This is a genomic window from Mesorhizobium sp. ORS 3428, assembly GCF_001854785.1.
In the GTDB taxonomy this organism is placed as follows: domain Bacteria; phylum Pseudomonadota; class Alphaproteobacteria; order Rhizobiales; family Rhizobiaceae; genus Mesorhizobium.
On sequence record NZ_MDFL01000133.1, the window covers coordinates 1 to 24,263 of the forward strand.

The following is a 24,263-nucleotide window of genomic DNA, read 5'->3' on the forward strand; positions in this document are numbered from 1 at the left end:
GGAAGTGGCCGCGCGCGGCGGCAAGATCATCCTCATCACCGACGCCAGGGGCGCCGCCCAGGCGAGCCTCAAGACGATGGAGACGATCATCTTGCCGCAGGTGCCGGAGATCATTGCGCCGATCGTCTACGCGCTGCCGATCCAGATGCTCGCCTATTTCACCGCCGTGTTCATGGGCACCGACGTCGACCAGCCGCGCAACCTGGCGAAGTCGGTGACGGTGGAATAGCGAGATTCTGATTAGTCACCATCTTCGCGCGAACAGCTGGAGGTCGACCTAGGCTTACAGTGATCGCCGCTTCAAGACCTAGCGTCCAACCATTGGAAAATCCATTGCACCGATCGGCGGTCCGGACGAGACAATATGGCAATGGCTCCCGCCGACCGTTGCCGTTCAAAGCAACGAAGTAAGATTTATCGCTTATAAATCAAAGTGGTGGGCGATGACGGGCTCGAACCGCCGACATCTTCGGTGTAAACGAAGCGCTCTACCAACTGAGCTAATCGCCCGCTCCGGGCCGGACCTTTAAGCAGTTAGGGTCGCATTCGCAAGGCCAAATGAACGGGCAGCGCGCCCGCTTGCCTGAGGGATTTCCCCAGCGCCGGCGCACTTGTCAAAAAACCTTCTCCAGTTTGCTGTTAAGCTCACATGCTGCGCTTGACACCCGCAAACGAACCCCTTATCCAGCGCCCCAACGACGAACACGCCTGACACGTGCTCGTCAGTGCGCGGGTGTAGCTCAGTCGGTTAGAGTGCCGGCCTGTCACGCCGGAGGTCGCGGGTTCGAGCCCCGTCACTCGCGCCATTCAATTCTCGGAAATCATTGCATTTATTTGTCCTGCCGCTTCGGCACGGAAAATCGTTCGATTTCCCGTGTCGGCACCATCTCCGCAGGAGAAGGCAAATGACGGCCGCTGTTGCAATGCATGGTTGCGCCGAAGGCTGCGGGGCGGATGCTGGCGATGGTCCGGCCGGCGGGATGACGCTTGTCTGCCGCGTCTTTGAAACGGCCGGCGTCGGGTTCATCCCGAGAGCGGCGGCGCCCGCGTGAGGTGAGGAAGGCCTGATGGTCAAGCACTTCTCCCTGCGAATCCCTGAGAGGATGCGCTGCTCACGCCGGCGGTCGCTTTATGATGTGTGTGTTTGTGTTTACGTCAGCCGTTCGGATAGTAGCCGCCGTCGGCACCGTCACCCATATAGGTGCCTTGCCCGGTGGCATTCTGGAGCCGCTGATCCAGCTCATTGATCTGGCTCAGCGCCGAACGGCCGCCGGAAGTCAACGCGGTACGCTGGATGGTATCCGCCCGCRCCATCAGGTCGCGGGCCTTGTCCGGCGTGATCTTGCCGGCTTGCCTTGCCTGCCGGATACCCTGCCYCACATTCAGCAACTGATCCATCGCCGCTTTCTCTTTTGGATCCGCCTGCACCGATCCCGTGATCGTGGTGTCGACCGGTGGCCTGTGACGGTGCACGGCATAGGCGCTCGAAAGTGGTATGGCCGCGAGGATAGATGCGGCCGCGATGATTTTGGGCTTGATAGAGCGCATGATGATATCTCCCTATGTTGGAGGAAGCGGTAAGCCGCTTTCCAAAAATGGGCCGTCTGGTCTCGTCGTGTCGCGGTGGGGCCATTCATCGCCGGCGATTCTCGRCCCATAGCGGCATATAGAGGCCGCTCCGGCGTTGGAATGAGATGGAACGCAAACGTTACCCAATGTGATCGAGCGCTGAATCGTGGCTGCAAGTACGCCTAAAGGCGAGGTCCGTCAGCGGCGAGGAGGGCGTATATTTCCGCGTCAGCCGGTGCCGTGTTTTGCTCCCGAGCCCTCGCCGGTCAGGCCCGGCCGTGCTGGCCTCAACCACGCCAGAGTGCCGGGCCGCTCCCGCTGTTCATCTACTYACCAACAGATCATTTCATACCGGGCCACGCGTTAGCCAGCCTGTGCTCTAGCTTCTCCTCAGCTGCCTCAAGAAAGCTGGCTCCCGGTATCCCATAGCTGTCATCGCTGTTTTTTCAGGATGCCTCCCTTGCCCAGTTTCCCCTTCTCCGAAGCGGACCCGATTCAATATCCCGGTCCTCCACCGAAAAGTTCGGACGTGGTGATTGTCGGCGGCGGCATTATCGGCGTGACGACGGCGCTTTTTCTTGCGCGGCGAAACATCTCCGTGACGCTGGTGGAAAAGGGACGGATTGCAGCCGAGCAGTCCTCCCGCAATTGGGGATGGATCCGCAAGCAGGGACGCGATGCGGATGAGCTGCCGATCGTGATCGAGGCATCCCGTCACTGGCGGCAGTTGGCCGGGGAATGCGGCGAGGACATCGGCCTGAACCAGACTGGCGTGACCTACCTGGCAAGCTCGGAGCGCGAAATGGCGGGCTTCGAAGCGTTCATGAAGATCGCCGGCGTCCATCAGATCGATACACGCCTTCTGAATGTGCAGGAAACCGCGGGCCTCATCCAAGGCATGTCGCGCAGTTTCAAGGGCGCCATGACAACACCTTCCGACATGCGCGCGGAGCCTTGGGTGGCCGTGCCCGCACTCGCGCGGCTGGCAGCCCGCAAGGGCGTCAAGATCGTCGAGAGTTGCGCGGCGCGAACCCTGGAAATCTCGGCCGGCAGGGTCAGCGGGGTGTGGACCGAGGCGGGTCGCATCGAGACCTCCAGCGTTCTGCTCGCTGGCGGCGCGTGGTCTTCCCTCTTCCTGAGGAGACATGGAGTTTCCATTCCCCAGCTTAGTGTCAGGTCGACCGCCGCCGCGACGGAGCCGATGCCCGAAATCCATGCAGGCGCCGCGGCAGAAGAGCATATCGCTTTCAGGCGCAGACAGGATGGTGGATACACACTCGCCCCGGGGGGCAGTCATTTGCTCTATCTGGGGCCAGACGCCTTCCGGCACGCGACGAAATACCTGCCCGCCCTCATGGCCAATCCGTTTGGGTCACGCTATGCGTCGGCTGCGCCTGCGGGCTACCCTGATGGCTGGTCGACGCCGCGGTACTGGACGCCGGATTCCCAAAGTCCGTTCGAAAGGATGCGGGTGCTCAATCCCGCCCCCGAATCCTCCGGGCTCCGTTCGATCGAACGCAATTTCAGACGCCTTTTCCCGCAGCTCGGGACAGTTCGCATCAAGGCGAGCTGGGCCGRCATGATTGACGCAATGCCCGACGTCGTCCCCGTCGTGGATCGCGTCCAGGCGATCAGCGGCCTTGTCGTCGCAACAGGCATGAGCGGTCATGGCTTCGGYATCGGGCCGGGAATCGGTCGGATCGTCTCCGACATGATCCAGGGAAACGAAATCGGGCACGATCTGACGCGCTTWCGCCTGTCGCGCTTTTACGATGGCAGCGCCATGCGGCCGGGCCCCGCCCTCTGAATTGGGCGGCTCCGCTGCGCTGAGCTACTCCAGGCTTCGTCCTTATGGATGCGTTCCGAGTACATTAGCAGAGGCGTATATTCAATTTCAGCCGGTGCCCTCTTAGCGAAGTCCCCGTACTAAGTCCCCGCCGGTTAGGCTCGGTGCCCGTTACTCCCCAAAAACCCAAACAACGGGTACCGGGCCGCTMCCGTGTCAGGTCTTCGTCCGCCGATCCGGCGGAATCCTCCTATTTCGCCGAGCACTGGCGGGGTCGGTGGTGCTCTCGGCGCTGTGAATTGTGATATTTGGCCGGGTTGCGCTCCTGCTGGCAACATTGCGCAGCACGGATCGAAAAATTGAATAAAATCGACCTGTTGATAGCTACGCCCTCTTCCGGTTCACGCGCCATGATCGCGCGCGCTCAGTGCGGCCGACCACGACAATCAAGATATTCGTCCGTCCCGCACTAGGACCATTGATGAGAGGTACCAGACCTCAGGTGCAATTGCCGAATCGGCGGCAAAGGGACACTTTCCTCCTGCGCCGGCTACCCCGCCCCCCAGCCCACGCCGGCGCAGCCCGGCTTGCTGCTATGTGCCGATATTTTCCGCCAAAGCAGGCCGGGCTTTTCAAACCCTTGGCTGGTTAGTGTTGCGACTTCAGTCACGCTGTGCACGCGTTCGATCGACGACGCCAGGGACGTGGCTAAACTTGCGTTCCAGGAATTACCGCGGGCGRGTGAAAGCGTGTCTATCCCGATCGAAGGATCGACCAGGGCCTCGGCGATGTACGCCCGACCGCAACCAAGGCGCAACGCTGAAACTGACCAGCAAGATTCTCCAGCGGCGTTCCGTCTGGTTCACTCGCCCAATACGACCCCGGAGGCGACGATCTGGGCGATCCGGGCGGTGAGCTTTTCACGCTTCACAAGAGTGGGCTTCTCATAAGGCTTTTTCATCTCACCGTTCCGGAACCGGCGCCGCCCTCAATCGATCAGCACAGTGAACGCGTTCGCTCCGGTTGCGTTCCGGTCGGCGAGACGGCGTAAAGACAGCTGGAAGTCTCAAGCCCTCGCCAGCAACTCCTCGACTTCCTGGAGCGTGGGCATGGAAGGCGCCGTGCCATGGCGCGTCACCGAAATGCCGGCAACGGCGCAGGCAAAGCGCACGGCCTCCAGCGGCTCGACGCCCCTGGCAAGCGCCGCTGCCAGGCCGCCATTGAAGGCATCGCCCGCCCCCGTGGTCTCGACCACCGGGCCGGCATTGACCGCAGCGACATGCTCGGAACGGTCCTTAGTATGCAGCAGCGCCCCCTTTTCGCCGAGCGTCACGATGACAGTGCCGACGCCCTTCGCCAGCAGTGCGTCGGCGGCGCGGCGGGCATCGTCGACCGAAGAGACGCTGATGCCGGTCAACCCCTCAGCCTCGGACTCATTTGGCGTGACGTAGTCGCAGAGCGCGTAGATGCCGTCCGGCAGGCTGGCGGCCGGCGCCGGATTGAGGATGGTCGTCACCCCTGCCCCACGCGCGATCTCGAGCGCCTTCAGCGCCGCCGCGATCGGCTGCTCCAGCTGCGTGACGAAGACTCCGGCCGACCGGATAAGATCGGAATGCGCCTCGATATCGGCGGGCGAGATCAGCATCGCCGCACCCGGGCAGACGATGATGGCGTTGTTGCCTGTGCCCTCCTCGACGAAGATATAGGCCGCGCCCGTGTAGCTGTCGGGCGTGTCGATGACCGCGCTCTTCACGCCCGCCCCGTTCCACGTCTGCTTTGCCATGTCGGCAAAGGCGTCAACCCCCAGCCTCGTCAGGAAGGTGATGTCGGCGCCGAGCTTGCCGGCCGCCACCGCCTGATTCGAGCCCTTGCCGCCCGGTCCGAGCTTGAACGAGTTGCCGAGGATGGTCTCGCCCATCCGCGGCTGGCGGTTGGCGCGATAGGCGGTGTCGGCGACGAAGACACCCAGGATGACGACAGGCTTGCCGGCGGCCATAGTCTTACTCCGCATCCGGCGGAATGACGCCCTTGCGGAAGGCGAAGCAGCCATAGAAGCGCCGCTCGCCGGTCTGGATGACGCAATAGGCCTTTTTGGCGCGTTCATAGAAGGCGTAGCGCTCGATCGAAATCATCGGCCAGGACTTGCCCTCGGCCGCGTCGATCTCCTTCTGCACTTCCTTCTGCACGGGCGGGATCTCGTTCGGCTTGCCGACGATCTCCATGCGCGCGGCCGCATCGTTGACGAAACTGTCCAGCGGATAGAGTGACAGCACCGCCYTTACAACCTCGGCCGCCGGGGCATCGATGCGCAGCAGCCTGCCGAGCACGGTCTGCCTGGCGACGGAATCGGACGGGAAATTGGTGTCGGCGATGACCAGGTCATCGCCGTGGCCCATCGCCCGCAGCGCCTGGAGCACGTCGGCATTGAGCAGCGGATTGATCCCTTTGAGCATGGTTCCCCTCTGGAAGTCTGTTTGCGGTCAGAGACGCTTGCCGGTCCCAGCGTCGAAGAGATGGACGTGGTCGAGCCTTGGCCGAAGCTTCAGCGTATCGCCCGGCTTGAAGTCGTGGCGCTCGCGGAACAGCGCCACCATCTCGCCCTCACCGAAGCGCACGAATACCAAGGTTTCCGAGCCCGTCGGCTCGACCACCGAAATCGTGGACGCGACGCCGTCGGGATGAATCTCCAGGTGCTCCGGCCGCACGCCATAGACGATGGCCTGGCCGTCAGCCGCTGTGACGCTGGTGGGCATTGGAAAGGCCGAGCCCGCTATGTCGACCGTCGGCTTCTCACTCTTTTTCACCGTGCCCTTCAGCAGGTTCATCGCCGGCGAGCCGATGAAGCCCGCGACGAACAGATTGGCTGGCCGGTCGAACAGCTCCAGCGGCGCGCCGATCTGCTCGATGCGGCCGTCGCGCATCACCACGATCTTGTCGGCCATGGTCATGGCCTCGATCTGGTCGTGGGTGACGTAGATGGTTGTGGTCTTCAGCCGCTGGTGCAGCTCCTTGATCTCGGTGCGCATCTGCACGCGAAGCTTGGCGTCGAGATTGCTGAGCGGCTCGTCGAACAGGAACACCTGCGGATTGCGCACAATGGCGCGGCCCATGGCGACGCGCTGGCGCTGGCCGCCGGAAAGCTGGCGCGGATAGCGCTTGAGATACGGATTGAGGTCGAGGATGTCGGCGGCACGCTTCACCTGCTCGGCGACGATGGCCGGATCGGTGCCGCGCAGCTTCAGCGCGAAGGCCATGTTCTGCTCCACCGTCTTGTGCGGATAGAGCGCGTAGTTCTGGAACACCATGGCGATGTCGCGTCTGGCCGGCGGCAGATGGTTGACGACGCGGTCGCCGATCGAAATCGTTCCGCCGGAGACCGATTCCAGCCCGRCCACCATCCTCAGCAGCGTGGACTTGCCGCATCCCGAGGGGCCGACCAGCACGACGAACTGGCCGTCGGCGATGTCGACACTGACCTCGTGCAGAACCTTGACGGTTCCGAATGCCTTGGCCACATTGGTGATCGCAACTTGAGCCATCGTCTCCCCTATCTTTTCGGTGAAGCTAGCCATTGCCAACGGCAAGGGCAAGTCAGTATCTTATCGATAAAAAGCCATTGTTGTTGACAAGGTAATCGATTACGCGAATAGTGGCGAGTGCCAATCCGACCGCCGGTCCTTATCCCGAAAATCGGAGCTCCAGGCGACRCAGGGTGGGGTCCCACGTCCCCGTATGATATAGGAGAATCGTAGACGTTTCGGCGTCCGAGAGATTGGCAATTCAATTCACGACTGAAGTTCTGGGAGGAACCATGAGATGAGAGTCGATCTTTACGAAAAACTGGTACGCGCCGGGGCGACCCGCCGCGATGTGCTGAAAGGCGCGGCCAGCATGGCCRCAATGGCCGCGGCGTCCGGCGCAGGGCTCGGCGCGCTGACGAAGCCAGCGACGGYGGCCGACGATCTGCGGGCGAAAATCGTGCAGATCCCAGGGGTCGGCAAGGGCCAACCGACGGATGCCGACTTCCAGAAGGTCGGCGAGCTTTGCCTGGAAGCGACCAAGGCCAACGTCAAGCAAGGTGAATTCGCCGGCGTCCAGCTCACCTTCATGGGCCTCAACAACCAGAACCTGCACAACGTGCTGTTCCGCGGCTTCCTGAAGCCGTGGGAGGCCTATACCGGCGCCAAGATCAGCTGGATCGACCTCGCCCAGGCCGACTATAACGCCCGCTTGCAGCAGTCCATCGCAACCAAGACCGTCGACTTTGACATCATCGAGATGGGTGCGCCCTTCGAGGGTGATGTCTGCGGCAAGGGCCTCACTTCCGAAATGCCTGACTGGGTCAAGAAGCAGATCGACTTCGATGACCTCGTCAACTACCTGAAGCCGCCGGTCGGCACCTGGAACGGCAAGCAATATCGCGTGACCATCGACGGCGACACGCACAACTTCAACTATCGCACCGACGTGTTCTCCGATCCTGAGCTCGCCGCCGCATGGAAGGCCGATAGCGGAGACAAAGCCGGCCTGACGGAATGGGGCGTGCCGAAGACTTGGCAACAGGTGCAGGTTGTCACCAAGTTCCTCAAGGGCAAGAAGTTCAAGGGCCAGGACGTCTACGGCTATCTTGATGCSCCCAAGCCCTGGGGCGGCTTCGGCTTCTACTTCCTCGGCAGCCGCGCCAGCGCCTATGCCAAGCACCCGGATGACAAGGCCTGGCTGTTCGATATCGATACGATGAAGCCGCGCATCAACAACCCGGCCTGGGTGCGGGCCATCCAGGACGTGATCGACGCCCTGCCGTCGGAGCCGCCGGACCAGATCAACGCCGACCCGAACACCACCGGCTTCCAGCAGTTCCTGGCCGGCACCGGTTCGATGATCCCGTGGTGGGGCGACATCGGCTCCAACGTCAAGACCAACGACTCCTCGGTCATCGGCGACGTCACCGGCTTCTCGATCCTGCCGGGCTCGGACGACGTCTACAACTCGAAGACAGGCAAGTGGGAGAAGCTGGCCAGCGGCCCGAACTATTCCCCCAACTGCGCCTATCTCGGCTGGGGCGTCTATGTCATGGCCCGCGTCGAGAGTGACGAGAAGAAGAAGAAGGCGGCATGGTCGGCCGCCGCCCATCTCGGCGGCAAGGACCTGTCGCTCTGGACGGCGATGTATCCGTCGGGCTTCCAACCCTACCGCAACTCCCATTTCAACATTCCGGAATGGGTGGCGGCCGGCTATGACGAGGCCTTCATCACCTCGTATCTGAAGTCGGAGGGCGACAGCTATAACCATCCGAACGCGGCGATCGAGCCGCGCATCCCCGGCATCTTCCAGTACTACAGCGCGGCCGAAGACATCCTGGCCAACACCTTCGCCGGCAAGATGAAGGCGCAGGAAGGTGCCGATGCCATCGCCGCCGCCTGGGAGAAGCTGACCGACCAGATCGGCCGCGAGAACCAGATCAAGCTCTACAAAGCCGCGCTCGGCATGTAGGCTGTCTCGTGAGAAAGTCGCGGCCCGGCGACGCCTCGTCGCCGGGCCGCATCTTGACCGGTTGTGGCCGGTCATTCGGGATTCGGACAAAGAGGCGAGAGGCGTGGCTGAGCAGACTTCGACTGCCAATGCGTGGCCGGCAAATTCCACAGCGACCGATCTGATTTCGCCCGGCCGCAAGCGCCTCGGCTGGGTCGTGCTGATCGCCGCGACGCTCGGACTGCTGGCACTGATCGTGGTGCAGATCCTCTACAAGACCGAGGTCGACACGATCGGCTTCTATACCTGGCGTCCCGTCGTCTATGCCTATGTGCTGTGGGGCGTGGCGCTCGGCGCCTGGCAGGTGCTGACGCGCGGCGAGGACGGCCAGCRCGCGCTGTTCCTGCTGCCGGCGCTGCTCTTCACCATCGCCATGGTGATCTTCCCGACGCTATTCGGCTTCTACATCGCGCTGACCGACTGGAATCTGAGCTCTTTCGCCGGCAGAAGGTTCAACGGGCTCGACAATTTCTGGGAGATGCTGGGCGACCCCTATTACCGCAACGCGCTGTTCAACATGGTGCTCTACGTGCTGGCGGTGCTGGTCGAATATGTCATCGCGTTCGGACTTGCGCTGCTGCTCAACGCGCAGATCCGCGCCAGAAAATTCTTCCGCGTGGTCTTCCTGCTGCCGCTGATGCTGTCGCCGGTCGCGGTCTCCTGGATGGTCGGCAAGTCGCTGATGGAATACCGGTTCGGACCGGCTTCGACGCTGGCGCGCCACCTCGGCTGGGACAATCCCGCCTTCTTCTCCGACCCGATCACCGCGCGCATTTCGATCATGGTGCTGGACGCCTGGACCTTCATTCCGTTCATGATGATCATGCTGCTCGCCGGTCTGCAGGCGATGTCGCGCGAGGTCATCGAGGCCGCGCGCGTCGATGGTGCTAACGCCTGGCAGACCTTCTGGCAGGTCACCTTCCCGCTGATGCTGCCGGTGTCGCTGACGGCGGTGATCCTGCGCATCATCTTCAAGCTGAAGCTTGCCGATATCATCATCACGGTGACGTCCGGAGGCCCCGGCGGTGCGACCGATTCCGTTTCGAGCTTCATCTATCGCGAGTATCGCGACCGTTCGAATGTCGGCTACGGCACCATGCTCGCCATGGTCTACCTGATCATCATCGTCGTGTTCGTCACCTGGCTGCTGAAGATCGCCAGCCGCTTCGTGCGCAACGTGAACTGAGCGGCATCATGAGCGTCCAAACCACCGAATACACCGTTTCCGAGATCCGCTCGCCGGCGGCCTTCCTCACCAGCCGCGTCTTCATCTACGGCGCGCTGGTGTTCTGGTCTTTCGTCTGCCTGTTCCCGATCTACTGGACGATAACCACCTCGTTCAAATCCGCGGTCGACGTGACGCAGGGCCACCTCATCCCCTTCGTCGACTTCCAGCCCGACTGGAAAGGCTGGCGTTCGCTCGGCCTGTCGCCGGACTCGATCTTCCAGACATCGACCGTGCGCGACGAGTTCCTCAAGCGCTTCATGAATTCGGTCATCGCCTCGGTCGGCGCGTCGAGCCTGGCCATCGTCATCGGCAGCCTCGCCGCCTATGGCCTCACCCGCTACCGCTATCACTTCGCCTGGTTCAAGAACGAGGACATCTCCTTCTTCTTCCTGTCGCAGCTCATCCTGCCGCCCGTCGTGCTGGCGCTGCCCTTCCTGGTGCTCTACCGGGAAGTGGCGCTGCTCGACACGCGCATAGGGCTCGTGCTGCTCTATACGCTGATGGTGCTGCCGATCGTCATCTGGATCATGCGCGACCAGTTCAACTCCATTCCCGTCGAGCTCGAGGAGGCAGYACTTGTCGACGGCCTGACCATTTGGGGCGCCTTTTTCCGCATTGTCATGCCGATCGCGCTTCCCGGCATGGTCGCCGCCTTCATTCTGGCGATGGTGCTGTGCTGGAACGAATATTTCTTCGCCGCGCTTCTGACATCCACGGACGCCAAGACCATTCCCGTCATGGTGGCGAGCCAGACCGGCTCGCAAGGCATCAACTGGTGGTCGATGGCCGCCCTTGCCACGGCCGCGATCGCGCCGCTGGCGATTATCGGCGTTGCGCTTGAGCGCTACCTGATTATGGGCATGACGGCGGGTTCGGTGAAATAGCGGAGCCAGCACTTCCCCTCCTCCCCTTGTGGGAGAAGGGGAAGTGCAACACCTAGCGAACCAATATCGCTCGCAGATGGTCGAGGATCATCGCGACACCCTTTTGCCCCAGCTCCGCCGAAGCCTCGGACGCGCTTTTCGTGTACCAGCCAGTATTGTCGGCGAAATGGCCGGCATCCACCGCCTCGGGGCATAGCGCCAGCATCAGCGATGTCTCACCGATCCCGGCGTGATCGAACGGATATTTGCCGTTCATGGCGGCCGACATCAGCGGATGCACCTGCACCCAGTTGAAGACGTTTTCGCCCTGGGCATGGCCGGCATAATAGTCGGCCATCTTGTTGGAACCCCACCAGCCCTCGCCGCGCTCCTTTTCCAGGAAGCGGAAGATCGCCTGGCGGYCGGCCGTCTTGAAGGCGAGATCGGTCGGCATGCCGGCGACGAAATTCTCGGTCTGGTGATGGATGATGGCGTGGATATTGCGGAAGCCGATGCGAAGCAGGCCGTAGAACAGTTCCTCCGCGAACGGCGCCAGCACCGGACCGCCGACCTGTACCGAACCGCTGCCTTCCGGCGGCGCAACGGCGTAGCTCGCCGCGCCATAGTAGAAGGGCGGCAGGATGACGATGTCCCTCTCCTTCTCGAAGAGTTCCAGCGTCTTGATCACGGCCAGCGTGTCCATGCCGACCGCCATGTGCTCGCCATGATATTCGAGCACGCCGAGCGGCAGCGCGACGGGCCAGTTCTCGTCGATCGCCTTGCGGATCTGGTGCGGCAGCATCAGTTCGTAGCGCATTGATCTTCACTCCATGTTGGTGTGCCGTGCGCGCATCGCTTCCGGCGTCGCGCCGGTGAGCGCCTTGAGTTTCAGCACAATCACTTCGAACAGCAGGAAAAGCGCCCCCTCGAACAGCGAGCCCATCGGCAGCACCGAGGTCCTGGCAGCGCCCTGGTCGCTGGCCATGGTCTGGGCCGGAACAAGCAGCGTGAAATCGGCGAGCTTCGCCGCGCTGCCCGCCGGTTCGGCCGTGAGCAGCAGCACCTTGGCGCCGGCCTCGCGGGCAACGCGCATCAAGGTGAGCACCGTGGTGGTCTCCCCCGGTCCGGAGCTCGCAAGTAAGACATCGCCCCGCCCTAGCGGCGGCGTGGTCATATCGCCGACAACCGAGACCGGCAAGCCAAGATGGTAGAGCCGCATGGCGAAGCCTTTGACCTGCAGCGCCTCGCGGCCGCAGCCGTAGGCGACGATTTTGCCGGCCCCGGCAAGCATCTCACAGGCGGCATCGATACGACCTTCGTCGACACGCGCCAGAACGCCGCCAAGCTCGTTGAGGGCGGTCTCGAACATCTGCGAGCCGGCTTGCGTCATCACAATTCACCTCGGCGCCGGGCTTGAGCAGGCAAGATAGCGCTCGCCGCGAAACGCTTGTTTTTGTTCATGCTATCACCGCGAAAATTCGTGTCCAACGAGCCTCGGCGCTTTTGCTGAGCCACCAGCGTGATAGTGTCATGTCAGACAAACAATCCAGGACATTCGAGGATATGAAGACACGGCATTTCGACCGCATCGGCAATGGCGGCATCACCTTCACCGAGCTCGGCTTCGGCACAGCGCCGCTCGGCAATCTCTACCGCGCCATCTCCGACGAGGATGCCCATGCCACGCTGGAAGCGGCATGGAAGACCGGCTGCCGCTACTTCGACACTGCTCCCCTCTACGGCCTCGGCCTCTCGGAGACCCGGCTTAACCCGTTTTTGCGCGGCAAGAAGCGCGACGACTATGTGCTGTCGAGCAAGGTCGGCCGCCTCATGCGTGTCTCTGCGCCCGACCAGCGCACCGGCATCGGCAAGTTCTTCGAGACGCCCTCGCGCAAGGAGGTCTACGACTACAGCTATGACGGCGTGATGYGCTCCTTCGAAGCGTCGTTGGAGCGTCTCGGCGTCGACCGGATCGACATTCTCTACGTGCATGATGTCGACATCTTCACCCATGGCAGCAAGGAGGCGTCGGACCGGCGCATAGAGGAATTCATGTCCTCCGGCTACTACGCGCTGCTTGCGCTGCGTGACCAGGGCGTGATCAAGGCCTTCGGCGGCGGCATCAATGAATGGCAGGTCTGCCAGACGCTCGCCGAGCGCGGCGATTTCGATCTCTTCCTGCTCGCCGGCCGCTACACGCTGCTCGAGCAGGAGGCGCTGGAATCCTTCCTGCCGTTTTGCGAGAAGCGCGGCATCGGCATCATTCTCGGCGGCCCCTATAATTCCGGCATCCTGGCGACGGGGCCGAAGCCGGGCRCTTTCTACAACTACAGCGAGGCGCCGCAGGATGTGCTCGATCGCGTGGCGCGCATCGAGGCGGTCTGCAAGCGCCATGGCGTGAAGCTTATCGAGGCTGCCCTGCAGTTCCCGCTGCAGCATCCCCTGGTGATGTCGGTCATCCCTGGCGGCCAGCGACCGGCCGAGGTCGAAAGCAACCGTGCGCTGCTTGACGTCAAGCTCCCGCCTGTATTGTGGGCGGATCTCAAACAGGAAGGCCTGATGCGGGCAGACGCGCCGACGGCCTGAGGCCCGGCAACAGTTGGGCAAAAAAGGAAGAGCCGGGCAAGCCCGGCTCTTCTGATCTTTAAGAAAAAGGTCTTAGTTAACCGCGTCCTTGAGACCCTTGCCGGCCGAAAACTTCGGCACGGTGCGCGCCGGAATCTTCACTTCCGCGCCGGTCTGCGGGTTACGGCCGGTCGAAGCAGCGCGTTTTGACACGGTGAAATTTCCGAAGCCGACAAGCCGGACATCGCCGCCCTTCTTCAGTTCGCCAGTGATCACGGAGAACACCGCATCGACGGCAGACTGCGCATCAGCCTTCGAAATGCTTGCGGCGTCGGCGACAGCGGACACCAGTTCGTTCTTGTTCATCAAAATTCCCTTCCATGAGAAAACCGGAACTACGACTCATCCGGCAGGAAACGGACTTTAGAAAGAAGCGCTCCGGAACCCAAGCCGAAAACCGCGGAATTCCGGGCTTTTTTCGACTTTTTCGGAGCTTTTCACATGAAAAAGCCGGGCTGGAAGCCCGGCTCTCTCCTTGTGCATCGCAATGTTAGAACGTTCTAATGGGCGAGCGACTTGCCGGCGTCGTCTCCGGCATCGACCGAGGCCGGCGCATTGACCGGCTCGACCCACTCAATCGGCTCCGGCATCCTGACCAGCGCGTGCCTCAGCACCTCGCCGACCCGCGAGACCGGAATGATCTCCATGTTGTTCTTCACATTGTCCGGAATCTCCGCCAGATCCTTGGCGTTGTCTTCCGGGATCAGCACTTTCTTGATGCCGCCGCGCAACGCGGCAAGCAGCTTCTCCTTCAGACCGCCGATCGGCAGCACCCTGCCGCGCAGCGTCACCTCGCCGGTCATCGCCACATCGGCGCGGACCGGAATGCCGGTGAGCACCGAGACGATCGCCGTCACCATCGCAACGCCGGCCGACGGGCCGTCCTTGGGCGTCGCACCCTCCGGCACGTGGACGTGGATGTCGCGCTTGTCGAACAGCGGCGGCTCGATGCCGAAATCGATGGCGCGCGAGCGGACATAGGAGGCCGCCGCCGAGATCGATTCCTTCATCACGTCGCGCAGGTTGCCGGTCACCGTCATGCGGCCCTTGCCGGGCATCATGACGCCTTCGACCGTCAGCAACTCACCGCCGACTTCCGTCCAGGCAAGACCGGTGACGACGCCGACCTGATCGTCGGCCTCGACCTGACCGAAGCGGAAGCGCGGAACGCCGAGATAGTCGGCGAGATTGTCCGCCGTGATCTTCACCGTCTTCTTCTTCGTCTTCAGGATCTCGGTCACCGCCTTGCGCCCGAGCTTCATCAGCTCGCGCTCCAAGCTGCGCACACCGGCTTCCCTTGTGTAGGTCTGGATGATGCCGCGGATCGCGTCCTCGCCGACCGAGAATTCGTTCGGCTGCAGCGCGTGGTCACGCATCACCTTGGGCAGCAGGTGCCGCTTGGCGATCTCGATCTTCTCGTCCTCGGTGTAGCCGGCGATACGGATGATCTCCATGCGGTCCATCAGGGGCGCAGGGATGTTCAGCGTGTTCGCCGTCGTCACGAACATCACGCTCGACAGATCGTACTCGACCTCGAGGTAGTGGTCCATGAACGTCGAGTTCTGTTCGGGATCGAGCACTTCCAGCAAGGCCGACGACGGATCGCCGCGGAAGTCCTGGCCCATCTTGTCGATCTCGTCGAGCAGGAAGAGCGGGTTGGACTTCTTGGCCTTCTTCATCGACTGGATGACCTTGCCGGGCATCGAGCCAATATAGGTGCGCCGGTGGCCACGAATCTCGGCCTCGTCGCGCACGCCGCCGAGCGCCATGCGGATGAACTCGCGGCCGGTCGCCTTGGCGATCGACTTGCCGAGCGAAGTCTTGCCGACGCCGGGCGGGCCGACGAGGCACAGGATCGGCCCCTTGATCTTCCTCTGGCGGCTCTGCACGGCGAGATAYTCGACGATGCGCTCCTTGACCTTGTCGAGGCCGAAATGATCGGCGTCGAGCACGTCCTGCGCATAAGCGAGGTCATGCTTGACCTTGGAGTTCTTGCCCCACGGGATCGACAGCAGCCAGTCGAGATAATTGCGCACGACGGTGGATTCCGCCGACATCGGCGACATCGACCGCAGCTTCTTCAATTCGGCCTCCGCCTTCTCGCGGGCCTCCTTGGACAGCTTGGTCTTCTTGATGCGCGCTTCGATCTCGGCGGCCTCGTCGCGGCCGTCCTCGCCCTCGCCGAGCTCCTTCTGGATAGCCTTCATCTGCTCGTTGAGGTAGTACTCGCGCTGCGTCTTCTCCATCTGGCGCTTGACGCGCGAGCGGATGCGCTTCTCCACCTGCAGCACGGAGATCTCGGCTTCCATGAAGCCCATCGCCTTCTCGAGACGCTCCTTGACGGAAAGCGTGGCGAGCATCTCCTGCTTCTCGGGGATCTTGATGGCGAGATGCGAGGCAACCGTGTCGGCGAGCTTGGAATAGTCGTCGATCTGGCTGGCGGCACCCACCACTTCGGGCGAGATCTTCTTGTTCAGCTTGACGTAGTTCTCGAAGTCGGTGACGACTGAGCGGGCAAGCGCCTCGATCTCGACCTCTTCCTCATCCGGCTCGACCAGCGCGGTGGCGCGGGCCTCGTGGAAATCGGCACGATCGGTGAACGAGACGATCTTGGCGCGCGAGGCGCCCTCGACCAGCACCTTCACGGTGCCATCGGGAAGCTTCAGGAGCTGCAGCACATTGGCGAGCGTGCCGATGTCAAAGATGGCATCGGGCTCAGGATCGTCGTCGGCTGCGTTCATCTGGGTGGCAAGCAGGATCTGCTTTTCCTGACCCATCACTTCTTCCAGCGCCTTGATCGACTTTTCGCGCCCAACGAAGAGCGGAACGATCATATGCGGAAACACCACAATGTCGCGCAGTGGGAGGACCGCGAAGACACCGTCGCCGGAAGCCCTGGATATTTTGGCCATTGTCCAACCTTTCATGTCRCGGCTGCTAATCAAGCCACCCGCGAATCTCATATTAACGACCGAGTGTCGTTCCGCCTACCACCGTTTGTGACGGGAGTTTTACAGCACAGAATTCGGCGCCTCGGCCTTCCGCTGTTAGGTGGATGCGGGTGGTGCAAAGATCAAGGGTTAACATGGTCAGCTCATGCATTCCATCACCTACCAGTAACCCCTTCACAGCAAAACGGCGCCGCGCGGGCGCCGTTCCATGAAAAACTGCAGGATCAGCCRCCATTTCTCAGGCGCTGACATTGCCCTTCTTTTCCTTCTGCTCGGAATAGATGTAGAGCGGCCGGGCGTTGCCGGAGACCACCTCTTCGGAGATCACCACTTCGCGCACGCCTTCCAGCGCCGGAAGCTCGAACATCGTGTCGAGCAGGATCGCTTCCATGATGGAGCGCAGACCGCGCGCGCCGGTCTTGCGCTCTATGGCACGCTTAGCGATGGCCGACAGCGCGTTCTCGTGGAAGGTGAGGTCAACATTCTCCATCTCGAACAGTCGCTGATACTGCTTGACCAGCGCGTTCTTCGGCTCGGTCAGGATCTGGATCAGCGCCGGCTCGTCGAGGTCCTCGAGCGTCGCCAACACCGGCAGGCGGCCGACGAATTCCGGGATCAGGCCGAACTTCAGCAGATCCTCCGGCTCGACCTGGCGGAACAGGTCGCCGGTGCGGCGATCCTCGGGCGAGGCAACGGTCGCGCCGAAGCCGATCGAGGTCTTGCGGCCGCGATCCGAGATGATCTTGTCGAGCCCCGCGAAGGCGCCACCGCAAATGAACAGGATGTTGGCGGTGTCGACCTGCAGGAATTCCTGCTGCGGGTGCTTGCGACCGCCCTGCGGCGGCACGGAGGCGACGGTGCCTTCCATGATCTTGAGCAACGCCTGCTGCACGCCCTCGCCCGACACGTCGCGGGTGATCGAGGGGTTGTCCGACTTGCGCGAGATCTTGTCGATCTCGTCGATATAGACGATGCCGCGCTGCGCGCGCTCGACATTGTAGTCGGCCGACTGCAACAGCTTCAGGATGATGTTCTCGACATCCTCGCCGACATAGCCCGCCTCGGTCAGCGTCGTGGCATCGGCCATGGTGAAGGGCACGTCGATAATGCGGGCCAGCGTCTGCGCGAGCAGCGTCTTGCCGCAGCCTGTCGGACCGATCAGCAGGATGTTCGACTTCGCCAACTCGACATCGTTGTTCTTGCCGGCATGGGCGAGGCGCTTGTAATGGTTATGGACGGCCACCGACAGCACCCGCTTGGCGTAGGGCTGACCGATGACATAGTCGTCGAGGACCTTGAGGATTTCCTGCGGGGTGGGCACGCCCTCGCGCGACTTCACCATCGAGGTCTTGTTCTCCTCGCGGATGATGTCCATGCACAGTTCGACGCATTCGTCGCAAATAAAGACGGTCGGACCGGCAATCAGCTTGCGTACTTCGTGCTGGCTTTTGCCGCAAAACGAGCAATAGAGCGTGTTTTTTGAATCACCGCCATTGTTGCCTACCTTGCTCATTTTTCTGTCCTTTCACCGCCTGCCCGCCGATAGTCTGGCTGCATGGGCGTCTCACCAATCTATCGCCGGAATCCGCCGCCGCCAGTGTCCCGGCTCACACAGCGTATTCCGTACGAAACACCAATCAGAAAACGCGACAACGATTCGCAACAACCCCACTCAAAGCTAAGCCGTCGAAAATCAACATAGCCTTAACGTAGGCAATCCCGACCCCTGAGGGAACAGGCAATTGTGGCCGAAATGCCGCAAGCCGCGCCAAAAGCGCGTTATCCCGCCAATCAGCTGCCAATCAAGGCCTATATGATGGCGACTTCGCCCAGCTCGCGGGTCGTGATGACCTTATCGATCAGGCCGAAATCCTTGGCCTCGTCGGCACTCATGAAATGGTCGCGGTCGAGCGTCCGCTCGATCTCGTCATAGCTCTTGCCGGTGTGCTTGACATAGACCTCGTTCAAGCGGCGCTTCAGCTTGATGATGTCCTGCGCATGACGTTCGATGTCCGACGCCTGGCCCTGGAAGCCGCCGGACGGCTGGTGGACCATGATACGGGCGTTCGGCGTGGCAAAACGCATGTCCTTGTGGCCGGCGCAAAGCAGCAGCGAGCCCATCGAGGCGGCCTGGCCGATGCAGAGCGTCGACACTGCCGGCTTGATGAACTGCATGGTGTCGTAGATCGCCATGCCCGAGGTGACGACGCCGCCCGGCGAGTTGATATAGAGGTTGATCTCCTTCTTGGGGTTCTCCGCCTCGAGGAACAAAAGCTGTGCACAAACCAGCGTGGCCATGCCGTCCTCGACCGGCCCGGTGATGAAGATGATGCGTTCCTTCAAGAGGCGCGAGAAAATGTCGTAGGCGCGCTCGCCGCGATTGGTCTGTTCGACCACCATCGGAACGAGGTTCATGTAGGTCTCGACGGGGTTCTTCATGGACTACCCTTGTTGGTATGGATTCCGGCGCCGTGAAAATATGAGCAGTCGAGCGGAATCGGTTCTGGATCGTTATGTCCTAAATAGGATGCCGGCTCACCCTAGCGCAAGGCCGCCTCTCCTAGCCACCTGGTTAAGTCGAATCAAGCGCCTCGGCCCAAGCAATACCGAAGGTTGCGCCGGAGAAAGGCCTTCCTCAAAACCGTCCCGGCGTGAACCAACCGCAAAGGTAGCAGTTTCTTAACCGCGCCGCTTAACGACAAGCCTTGAAATCGCTGTCCGGCGGCGGACCTTCCGATACACTCCTGCGTTGAACCGGCGTCCTTTCAACGGGGGAATGTCATGTTTCGCAACGGTTCCACATCGCTCGCCGCGGCCAGCCTGGCAATGCTTGCCACCGTTTCGGAAACCGCGGCCGGCGGCCGTGCGCTCGAATGCTACGAGCCGGTGCACAGGCCGGCGCTCTACGACACTGTCTATGAACAGGTGATKGTGAGCCCCGGCAGGCAGCTCGTCGACTACGATGCGCCGATCTATGGCACACTTGAGAGCCTGGAGCAGATCGCCCCGCCGCGCGTCACCTATGAGGTTGTGCCTGCCGTCACCCGCACCGTCTATCACACCGTCAAGGTGGACGACGGCGGCTATGCCTGGGAATGGYGCGTCATCCACGGCCGCAAGGTGCTCTGCAAGGTATGGCGCAGGGCGCGCTACGCGCGGGTCGCCGAAACCGTGGTCGTCGAGCCGGAGCGCATCCGGCGCGTCGTCCTTCCGGCGGAGTATGAAAACGTTGCCCGCGAGGTGCTGGTACGGCCCGAGCTGCGGCGCATCACCGAAATTGCGCCCTCATATCGGACAGTGGCGCGTCGGGTGGTGGTGCGGAAAGGCTCGACCAGCTGGCGGCGTGTGCACATCCCGCGGCACTGTCCGGACTAGGCGGTGGCCGGGCTGCCCCGCCGGGCGCCCGGACAAAAAATCCCGCTTAGCCGAGATCGACGTCGAGGATCGCCATCGAGAAATTGTAGTCGCCGTCGTCCTCGTCCTTGAAGACGATGCCGAGGAATTCGTCGCCGACATAGACCTCGGCCGAGTCTTCCTTGCGCGGACGCGCCTTCACCTGGAGCTTGGGGTTCTGGAAGACGCGCTTGAAATAGGCGTCCAGCTTTCTGATTTCGTCCGGCTTCAAGGTTTTCTCCGAAATGTCGGCTTACTCGTTGGAACGCGCTTCTGACACGCAGACGAGGGCCATGTAAAGGCAAGCCGGCAGGATAACACGGGGCAACCGGCACCTGCGGCTGGAATCCGGCCGCCGTCGATGACAGCTGAACTCAGATGTCGAAGCTGACGACGTGGTCCATCGACTGCGAGGGCAGGAGCTGGTCCATCTGCCGCGATGGCTGGTCGCAGCCGGTCTCGCCAACGACACGCGCCGGCACGCCGGCGACTGTCTTGTTGTGCGGCACCGGCGACAGCACCACCGAGCCGGCAGCGATCTTCGAGCAGTGGCCGATCTCGATATTGCCGAGGATCTTGGCGCCGGCGCCGATCAGCACGCCGCGGCGGATCTTCGGATGGCGGTCGCCGCTGGCCTTGCCGGTGCCGCCGAGCGTCACCCCGTGCAGGATCGACACATCATCCTCGATGACGGCCGTCTGCCCAACGACCAGGCCGGTGGCGTGGTCGAGGAAGATACCCTTGCCGATGCGCGCGGCCGGGTTGATGTCGGTCTGGAACACCGAGGACGAGCGGCTCTGCAGATAGAGCGCGAAATCCCTGCGGCCCTGGTTCCAGAGCCAATGCGCCAGCCGGTGCGTCTGGATGGCATGAAAACCCTTGAAATAGAGCACCGGCATGATGAAGCGGTCGCATGCCGGGTCGCGATCGTAATAGGCCTGGATGTCGACGCGCACCGTCGTGCTCCATTCCGGATCGTCGGCAAGCATGGCCTTGAACGTCTGCCGGATGAGATCGGAGCCTATGTCCTGATGCGCCAGGCGCTCGGCCAGCCTGTGGATGACCGCCTCCTCCAGGTTCTCCTGGTTGAGGATGGTGGAATAGAGGAAAGCGGMAAGCAGCGGGTCGCGGTTCACCGCCTCCATCGCTTCATCGCGGATCGCGCGCCAGATCGGATCTACCGGCTRCACCATGCTGGGACGGGCTATCGTAACGCTGTTCATCGACGGTCTCCGGCCTGCTCATTCTCCGGCGGCACATATAGGCCAGATCATAGCACGGTTGAACTCAATTTTCCTTAGTGCTTTGTCAAATGGACTTGGTTCACGCAAATTCAAGCGGCGATGGGAAACGAACCCTTGATCGACGAAGCGCTGAAAAGCGAGCTTTCCGCACTCTATCAGGCCGAGGATCGGCACTACCACAGCCTTGCCCATATCGAGGCCATGCTGGCGCTGGCAGCGGATTACAGGGACCTGCTGCACGACCCGGAGGCGGTCGAGGCGGCAATCTGGTTCCACGACGCCGTCTATGACAGCCGCGCCAAGGACAATGAGGCCAAAAGTGCTGCGCTTGCTGAGAAGAAACTGGCCGGCCGCCTCGATACCGAGCGCCTTGGCCGCATTGCGGCGATGATCAACGCCACCGCCAACCATCAGTTGCCGCCGCTCGACGACGAGAAGGCGGCACGTGATGCGGCCCTTTTCCTCGACATGGATCTGGCGATCCTCGGCGCGGACCCCGACGCCTTCGATGCCTATGAGAAAGCGGTGCGGCGCGAGTATGGCTGGGTCGAAGAGCCGATGTGGCGCGCCGGCCGCGCCGCGGTCCTGAAGAGTTTCCTGGCCCGCCCGCATATTTTCCATACGGATTCGTTCAGACGGCGATTCGAGGCGCAGGCCAGGGAGAATCTCGCTCGTTCGCTGCAAGAGCTGCAGGGCCAGGCTTGATAGGCCCATATTCCCGTCGCTGCTTGTCCCTATACGGCAATTGCAGGTGCTGCGATCACTACCGGCCGTGAATTCCTCTGAGATGACCGACACCATGGACAACAGCTTCTTCCAACCCGTCGACGCCGCGCAGGTGCCGCGCTTTGCCGGGCTTCCGACCTTCATGCGGCTGCCGGCCGTGCCCACCGCCAAGGGGCTCGACATCGCTCTCGTCGGCATTCCGTGGGACGGCGGCACCACCAACCGCGCCGGCGCCCGCCACGGCCCGCGCGAGATCCGCAACCAGTCGAGCCTGATGCGCCGCGTCCACCATGTGTCGGGGACCGAGCCGTTCAGCATCGCCAATGTCGCCGATGTCGGCGACCTCTCGGTCAATCCCATCAACCTGCTGGACGGGTTGAAGCGCATCGAGGACGGCATCGCCGCGATCGTGGCCGAGGGCGCGCTGCCTCTGGCCGCGGGCGGCGATCATCTGACGACGCTGCCGGTGCTGCGCGCCGCGGCCCGCAAGGAACCGGTCGGGATGATCCATTTCGACGCGCATTCCGATACCAACGACCGCTATTTCGGCGACAATCCCTACACGCATGGAACGCCTTTCCGTCGCGCGATCGAGGAAGGGTTGCTCGACCCGAAGCGGGTGATCCAGATCGGGATTCGCGGTTCGATCTACGAGCCGGGCGAGCACGACTGGGCAAGGGCCCAGGGCCTGCGCATCGTCTACATGGAAGAATTCGTCAGGCGCGGCGCAGCGGCCGTCATGCAGGAGGCGCGCGGCCTCGTCGGCGACAGTCCCACCTATGTGACCTTCGACATCGATTGCATCGATCCCTCGATGGCCCCGGGCACCGGCACGCCGGAGCTCGGCGGCTTCACCACGCGCGAGGCGCAGGAGATGGTTCGATTGCTCGACGGATTGAATTTCGCCGGCGCCGATGTCGTCGAGGTCRCTCCGCCTTTCGACCTTGGCGGCATGACGGCGCTGGCCGGCGCCACGATGATGTTCGAGCTGCTGTGCGTGATGGCGAAATCTGTCGCTGACCGGCGAGCACGCGGCTAGTCTGGAAAGTTTTCCATCCGCTGCGCGTAGGCCTTGAACCCCGCGTGTCGGTAAACCGACTGCGCGGCCGGATGATCATGGGTATCGGTATGAAGCCAAAGCCGTTCCGGCCGGTGCGACCATGCCGAGCGCAGCGCCCGGTCGAGCAGGAACGGACCCAACCGCCGCCCGTGGAATGCGGGAACCAACCCGAAATGAACGAGCTCGACGGCCGGCTGGCCGACATCGTTGAACTCGCAGAAGCCCGCGGCTTGGCCGTCGACGCGCAGCACATGGATATGCGTCGCGGCGCTGGCGAGCAGCGTTTCGAGCGCAGCCTTGGGCATGCGCAACCGCTGGTCCCATTGCACCGGTCCGCCGACGGCGCGGTAGAGATCGAGATAGCTTGAAAGATCAGGCGTCTCGCGCCCCACGGCGGCGCCGGGCAGCGGAACCGCGAGCGGCTCGCCAGACGGCGGCGCGGTCATCTCCATGTAGGTGACGAGAAGATCGACCATGGTCGGCAGGAAACGCGCCACTGCCCGCTCAGAGCGGGTTTTCGGCATAAAACTCCAGCACGCGCTGCTTGAAGCTCTTGTCGCCGACGGCGAGCATGTGGTCGCGGCCCTCGATGTGAAAGGCTCTTGCGTTGGGCATCAGCGCCGCAAGCTCGTCTGGCGAGCCGCCGATGTCGTCCTTCGTGCCGACGGCAATCAGGGTCGGCTGGGCGATGCGCGCCATGTCGTCCTCGGTCAGCAGTTCGCGGGATGTGGCGATGCAGGCGGCGAGCGCGCGACGGTCGCTGCGCGTCTGGTCGGCGAAGGCCCGGAACGAACGGCCGCGCGGGTGCGTGGTCACGGCGGGATCCTCCGCCAGCAGCGCCGCCGCGATCGGATCCCAGTCGCCGACGCCGTCGACCATGCCGATACCGAGGCCGCCGAACACCAGCGTCGCCACCTTGTCGGGATCGGAAAGCGCCAGGAAGGCCGAGATGCGCGCGCCCATCGAATAGCCCATGACATGGGCGCGTTCGATGCCGAGGTGATCGAGCAGCGCGGCGGCGTCGGACGCCATCTTGGCCGGCGTGTAGTCGGCTTCGTCATAGCTCTTCGATGAGGAGCCATGGCCGCGATTGTCGAAGGCGATGGCGCGGTAGCCGGCATCGTTCAGCGTCTTGAACCAGCCGGGCGAGACCCAATTGACGTAGTGGCTTGAGGCAAAGCCATGGATCATCAACACCGGATCGCCCGCCCCGGACGCCGGCTGGCGGTCGAGAAAGGCAATGTCGAAGCCGTCGTGGGAAAAAAACTGCATCGGCGCCGCTGCGG

At 62.6% G+C, this 24,263-nt stretch carries 24 protein-coding genes, 2 tRNA genes and 1 pseudogene; 10 read left to right on the top strand and 17 right to left on the bottom strand.

Annotation, left to right across the window (positions count from 1 at the left end; translation table 11 throughout):
* Positions 1–229 (top strand): annotated as a pseudogene (locus tag ORS3428_RS22520) (glutamine--fructose-6-phosphate transaminase (isomerizing)); the annotation flags it as partial.
* A gap of 205 nt (positions 230–434) precedes the next feature.
* Here ORS3428_RS22520 and ORS3428_RS22525 read toward each other — a convergent pair.
* Positions 435–510 (bottom strand) — tRNA-Val (locus ORS3428_RS22525).
* Positions 511–729: 219 nt separating this feature from the next.
* Here ORS3428_RS22525 and ORS3428_RS22530 point away from each other — a divergent pair.
* Positions 730–806: transfer RNA gene (locus ORS3428_RS22530), tRNA-Asp, on the top strand.
* 24 nt (positions 807–830) lie between these two features.
* On the opposite strand, the gene ORS3428_RS22535 is transcribed toward ORS3428_RS22530, so the two are convergent.
* Both ORS3428_RS22535 and ORS3428_RS22540 read right to left on the bottom strand, forming a co-directional pair.
* Positions 831–1,079 carry a hypothetical protein gene (locus tag ORS3428_RS22535; RefSeq protein ID WP_071100502.1) on the bottom strand — a complete coding sequence of 83 codons (249 nt, stop codon included), beginning with the start codon at positions 1,077–1,079 and terminating at the stop codon, positions 831–833.
* A 76-nt stretch (positions 1,080–1,155) separates the two neighbouring features.
* The gene (locus tag ORS3428_RS22540) at positions 1,156–1,548 is read right to left on the bottom strand and encodes a hypothetical protein (protein WP_071100503.1); all 393 of its coding nucleotides are present in this window, start codon (positions 1,546–1,548) and stop codon (positions 1,156–1,158) included.
* A gap of 481 nt (positions 1,549–2,029) precedes the next feature.
* On the opposite strand from ORS3428_RS22540, the gene ORS3428_RS22545 reads away from it, so the two are divergent.
* Complete coding sequence (locus tag ORS3428_RS22545; protein ID WP_108723137.1) at positions 2,030–3,376, top strand: NAD(P)/FAD-dependent oxidoreductase; 1,347 nt, start codon at positions 2,030–2,032, stop codon at positions 3,374–3,376.
* Positions 3,377–4,217: 841 nt separating this feature from the next.
* Here ORS3428_RS22545 and ORS3428_RS33690 read toward each other — a convergent pair.
* From ORS3428_RS33690 to ORS3428_RS22560, 4 genes are all read right to left on the bottom strand, one after another.
* Positions 4,218–4,316: a putative RiPP precursor gene (locus ORS3428_RS33690; RefSeq protein WP_201788337.1), complete on the bottom strand. Its 99-nt coding sequence runs from the start codon at positions 4,314–4,316 to the stop codon at positions 4,218–4,220.
* Positions 4,317–4,421: 105 nt separating this feature from the next.
* Entirely contained in the window at positions 4,422–5,351 is a 930-nt protein-coding gene (gene rbsK, locus ORS3428_RS22550; RefSeq protein WP_071100505.1) for a ribokinase, read from the bottom strand.
* Between the two features lie 4 nt (positions 5,352–5,355).
* Positions 5,356–5,808, bottom strand: a complete 453-nt coding sequence (locus ORS3428_RS22555) for an RbsD/FucU family protein (protein WP_071100506.1) — start codon at positions 5,806–5,808, stop codon at positions 5,356–5,358.
* A gap of 27 nt (positions 5,809–5,835) precedes the next feature.
* Entirely contained in the window at positions 5,836–6,894 is a 1,059-nt protein-coding gene (locus tag ORS3428_RS22560; protein ID WP_071100553.1) for an ABC transporter ATP-binding protein, read from the bottom strand.
* Between the two features lie 277 nt (positions 6,895–7,171).
* Here ORS3428_RS22560 and ORS3428_RS22565 point away from each other — a divergent pair, with 277 nt between their 5' ends.
* The 3 genes from ORS3428_RS22565 (at position 7,172) to ORS3428_RS22575 (ending at position 10,999) form a co-directional block, all read left to right on the top strand.
* A complete protein-coding gene (locus ORS3428_RS22565; RefSeq protein ID WP_071100507.1) occupies positions 7,172–8,848 on the top strand; it encodes a sugar ABC transporter substrate-binding protein in 1,677 nt (558 codons plus the stop codon).
* A 103-nt stretch (positions 8,849–8,951) separates the two neighbouring features.
* Positions 8,952–10,073 carry a carbohydrate ABC transporter permease gene (locus ORS3428_RS22570; protein ID WP_071100508.1) on the top strand — a complete coding sequence of 374 codons (1,122 nt, stop codon included), beginning with the start codon at positions 8,952–8,954 and terminating at the stop codon, positions 10,071–10,073.
* An 8-nt stretch (positions 10,074–10,081) separates the two neighbouring features.
* Entirely contained in the window at positions 10,082–10,999 is a 918-nt protein-coding gene (locus ORS3428_RS22575) for a carbohydrate ABC transporter permease (RefSeq protein ID WP_071100509.1), read from the top strand.
* 52 nt (positions 11,000–11,051) lie between these two features.
* On the opposite strand, the gene ORS3428_RS22580 is transcribed toward ORS3428_RS22575, so the two are convergent.
* Together ORS3428_RS22580 and ORS3428_RS22585 are read right to left on the bottom strand one after the other, a co-directional pair.
* The gene (locus tag ORS3428_RS22580) at positions 11,052–11,795 is read right to left on the bottom strand and encodes a creatininase family protein (protein WP_071100510.1); all 744 of its coding nucleotides are present in this window, start codon (positions 11,793–11,795) and stop codon (positions 11,052–11,054) included.
* A gap of 6 nt (positions 11,796–11,801) precedes the next feature.
* A complete protein-coding gene (locus ORS3428_RS22585; RefSeq protein ID WP_071100511.1) occupies positions 11,802–12,368 on the bottom strand; it encodes an SIS domain-containing protein in 567 nt (188 codons plus the stop codon).
* A 173-nt stretch (positions 12,369–12,541) separates the two neighbouring features.
* Here ORS3428_RS22585 and ORS3428_RS22590 point away from each other — a divergent pair, with 173 nt between their 5' ends.
* Positions 12,542–13,564: an aldo/keto reductase gene (locus ORS3428_RS22590; protein ID WP_071100512.1), complete on the top strand. Its 1,023-nt coding sequence runs from the start codon at positions 12,542–12,544 to the stop codon at positions 13,562–13,564.
* A gap of 72 nt (positions 13,565–13,636) precedes the next feature.
* Here ORS3428_RS22590 and hupB read toward each other — a convergent pair whose 3' ends face one another.
* From hupB to clpP, 4 genes are all read right to left on the bottom strand, one after another.
* A complete protein-coding gene (gene hupB / locus ORS3428_RS22595; RefSeq protein WP_040969493.1) occupies positions 13,637–13,909 on the bottom strand; it encodes a DNA-binding protein HupB in 273 nt (90 codons plus the stop codon).
* A gap of 194 nt (positions 13,910–14,103) precedes the next feature.
* Complete coding sequence (lon, locus tag ORS3428_RS22600) at positions 14,104–16,515, bottom strand: endopeptidase La (RefSeq protein ID WP_071100513.1); 2,412 nt, start codon at positions 16,513–16,515, stop codon at positions 14,104–14,106.
* Between the two features lie 277 nt (positions 16,516–16,792).
* Positions 16,793–18,067 (bottom strand): ATP-dependent Clp protease ATP-binding subunit ClpX, encoded by a 1,275-nt coding sequence (gene clpX / locus ORS3428_RS22605; RefSeq protein WP_040969491.1) that lies wholly within the window; start codon positions 18,065–18,067, stop codon positions 16,793–16,795.
* A gap of 296 nt (positions 18,068–18,363) precedes the next feature.
* Positions 18,364–18,993, bottom strand: coding sequence for an ATP-dependent Clp endopeptidase proteolytic subunit ClpP (clpP, locus tag ORS3428_RS22610; RefSeq protein WP_071100514.1), 630 nt, complete (start codon positions 18,991–18,993; stop codon positions 18,364–18,366).
* 342 nt (positions 18,994–19,335) lie between these two features.
* Here clpP and ORS3428_RS22615 point away from each other — a divergent pair, with 342 nt between their 5' ends.
* Positions 19,336–19,929 (top strand): hypothetical protein, encoded by a 594-nt coding sequence (locus ORS3428_RS22615; RefSeq protein WP_071100515.1) that lies wholly within the window; start codon positions 19,336–19,338, stop codon positions 19,927–19,929.
* Positions 19,930–19,975: 46 nt separating this feature from the next.
* On the opposite strand, the gene ORS3428_RS22620 is transcribed toward ORS3428_RS22615, so the two are convergent.
* On the bottom strand, positions 19,976–20,179 hold the full coding sequence (locus ORS3428_RS22620; RefSeq protein WP_071100516.1) for a DUF3126 family protein: 204 nt from the start codon (positions 20,177–20,179) through the stop codon (positions 19,976–19,978).
* A 142-nt stretch (positions 20,180–20,321) separates the two neighbouring features.
* Positions 20,322–21,170, bottom strand: coding sequence for a serine O-acetyltransferase (gene cysE / locus ORS3428_RS22625; protein WP_071100517.1), 849 nt, complete (start codon positions 21,168–21,170; stop codon positions 20,322–20,324).
* Between the two features lie 120 nt (positions 21,171–21,290).
* Between cysE and ORS3428_RS22630 the strand changes: the two genes are divergently transcribed.
* Both ORS3428_RS22630 and speB read left to right on the top strand, forming a co-directional pair.
* The gene (locus ORS3428_RS22630; RefSeq protein ID WP_071100518.1) at positions 21,291–21,896 is read left to right on the top strand and encodes an HD domain-containing protein; all 606 of its coding nucleotides are present in this window, start codon (positions 21,291–21,293) and stop codon (positions 21,894–21,896) included.
* A 94-nt stretch (positions 21,897–21,990) separates the two neighbouring features.
* The gene (gene speB, locus ORS3428_RS22635) at positions 21,991–22,956 is read left to right on the top strand and encodes an agmatinase (protein WP_071100554.1); all 966 of its coding nucleotides are present in this window, start codon (positions 21,991–21,993) and stop codon (positions 22,954–22,956) included.
* Here the strand turns inward: speB and ORS3428_RS22640 are convergent.
* On the bottom strand, positions 22,953–23,501 hold the full coding sequence (locus tag ORS3428_RS22640; RefSeq protein WP_244508069.1) for a GNAT family N-acetyltransferase: 549 nt from the start codon (positions 23,499–23,501) through the stop codon (positions 22,953–22,955). The two genes, speB and ORS3428_RS22640, sit on opposite strands and share 4 nt — an antisense overlap.
* On the bottom strand, positions 23,482–24,249 hold the full coding sequence (locus tag ORS3428_RS22645; protein ID WP_071100519.1) for an alpha/beta fold hydrolase: 768 nt from the start codon (positions 24,247–24,249) through the stop codon (positions 23,482–23,484). The genes ORS3428_RS22640 and ORS3428_RS22645 overlap by 20 nt, the downstream gene beginning before the upstream one ends.
* Between the last annotated feature and the right edge of the window lie 14 nt (positions 24,250–24,263).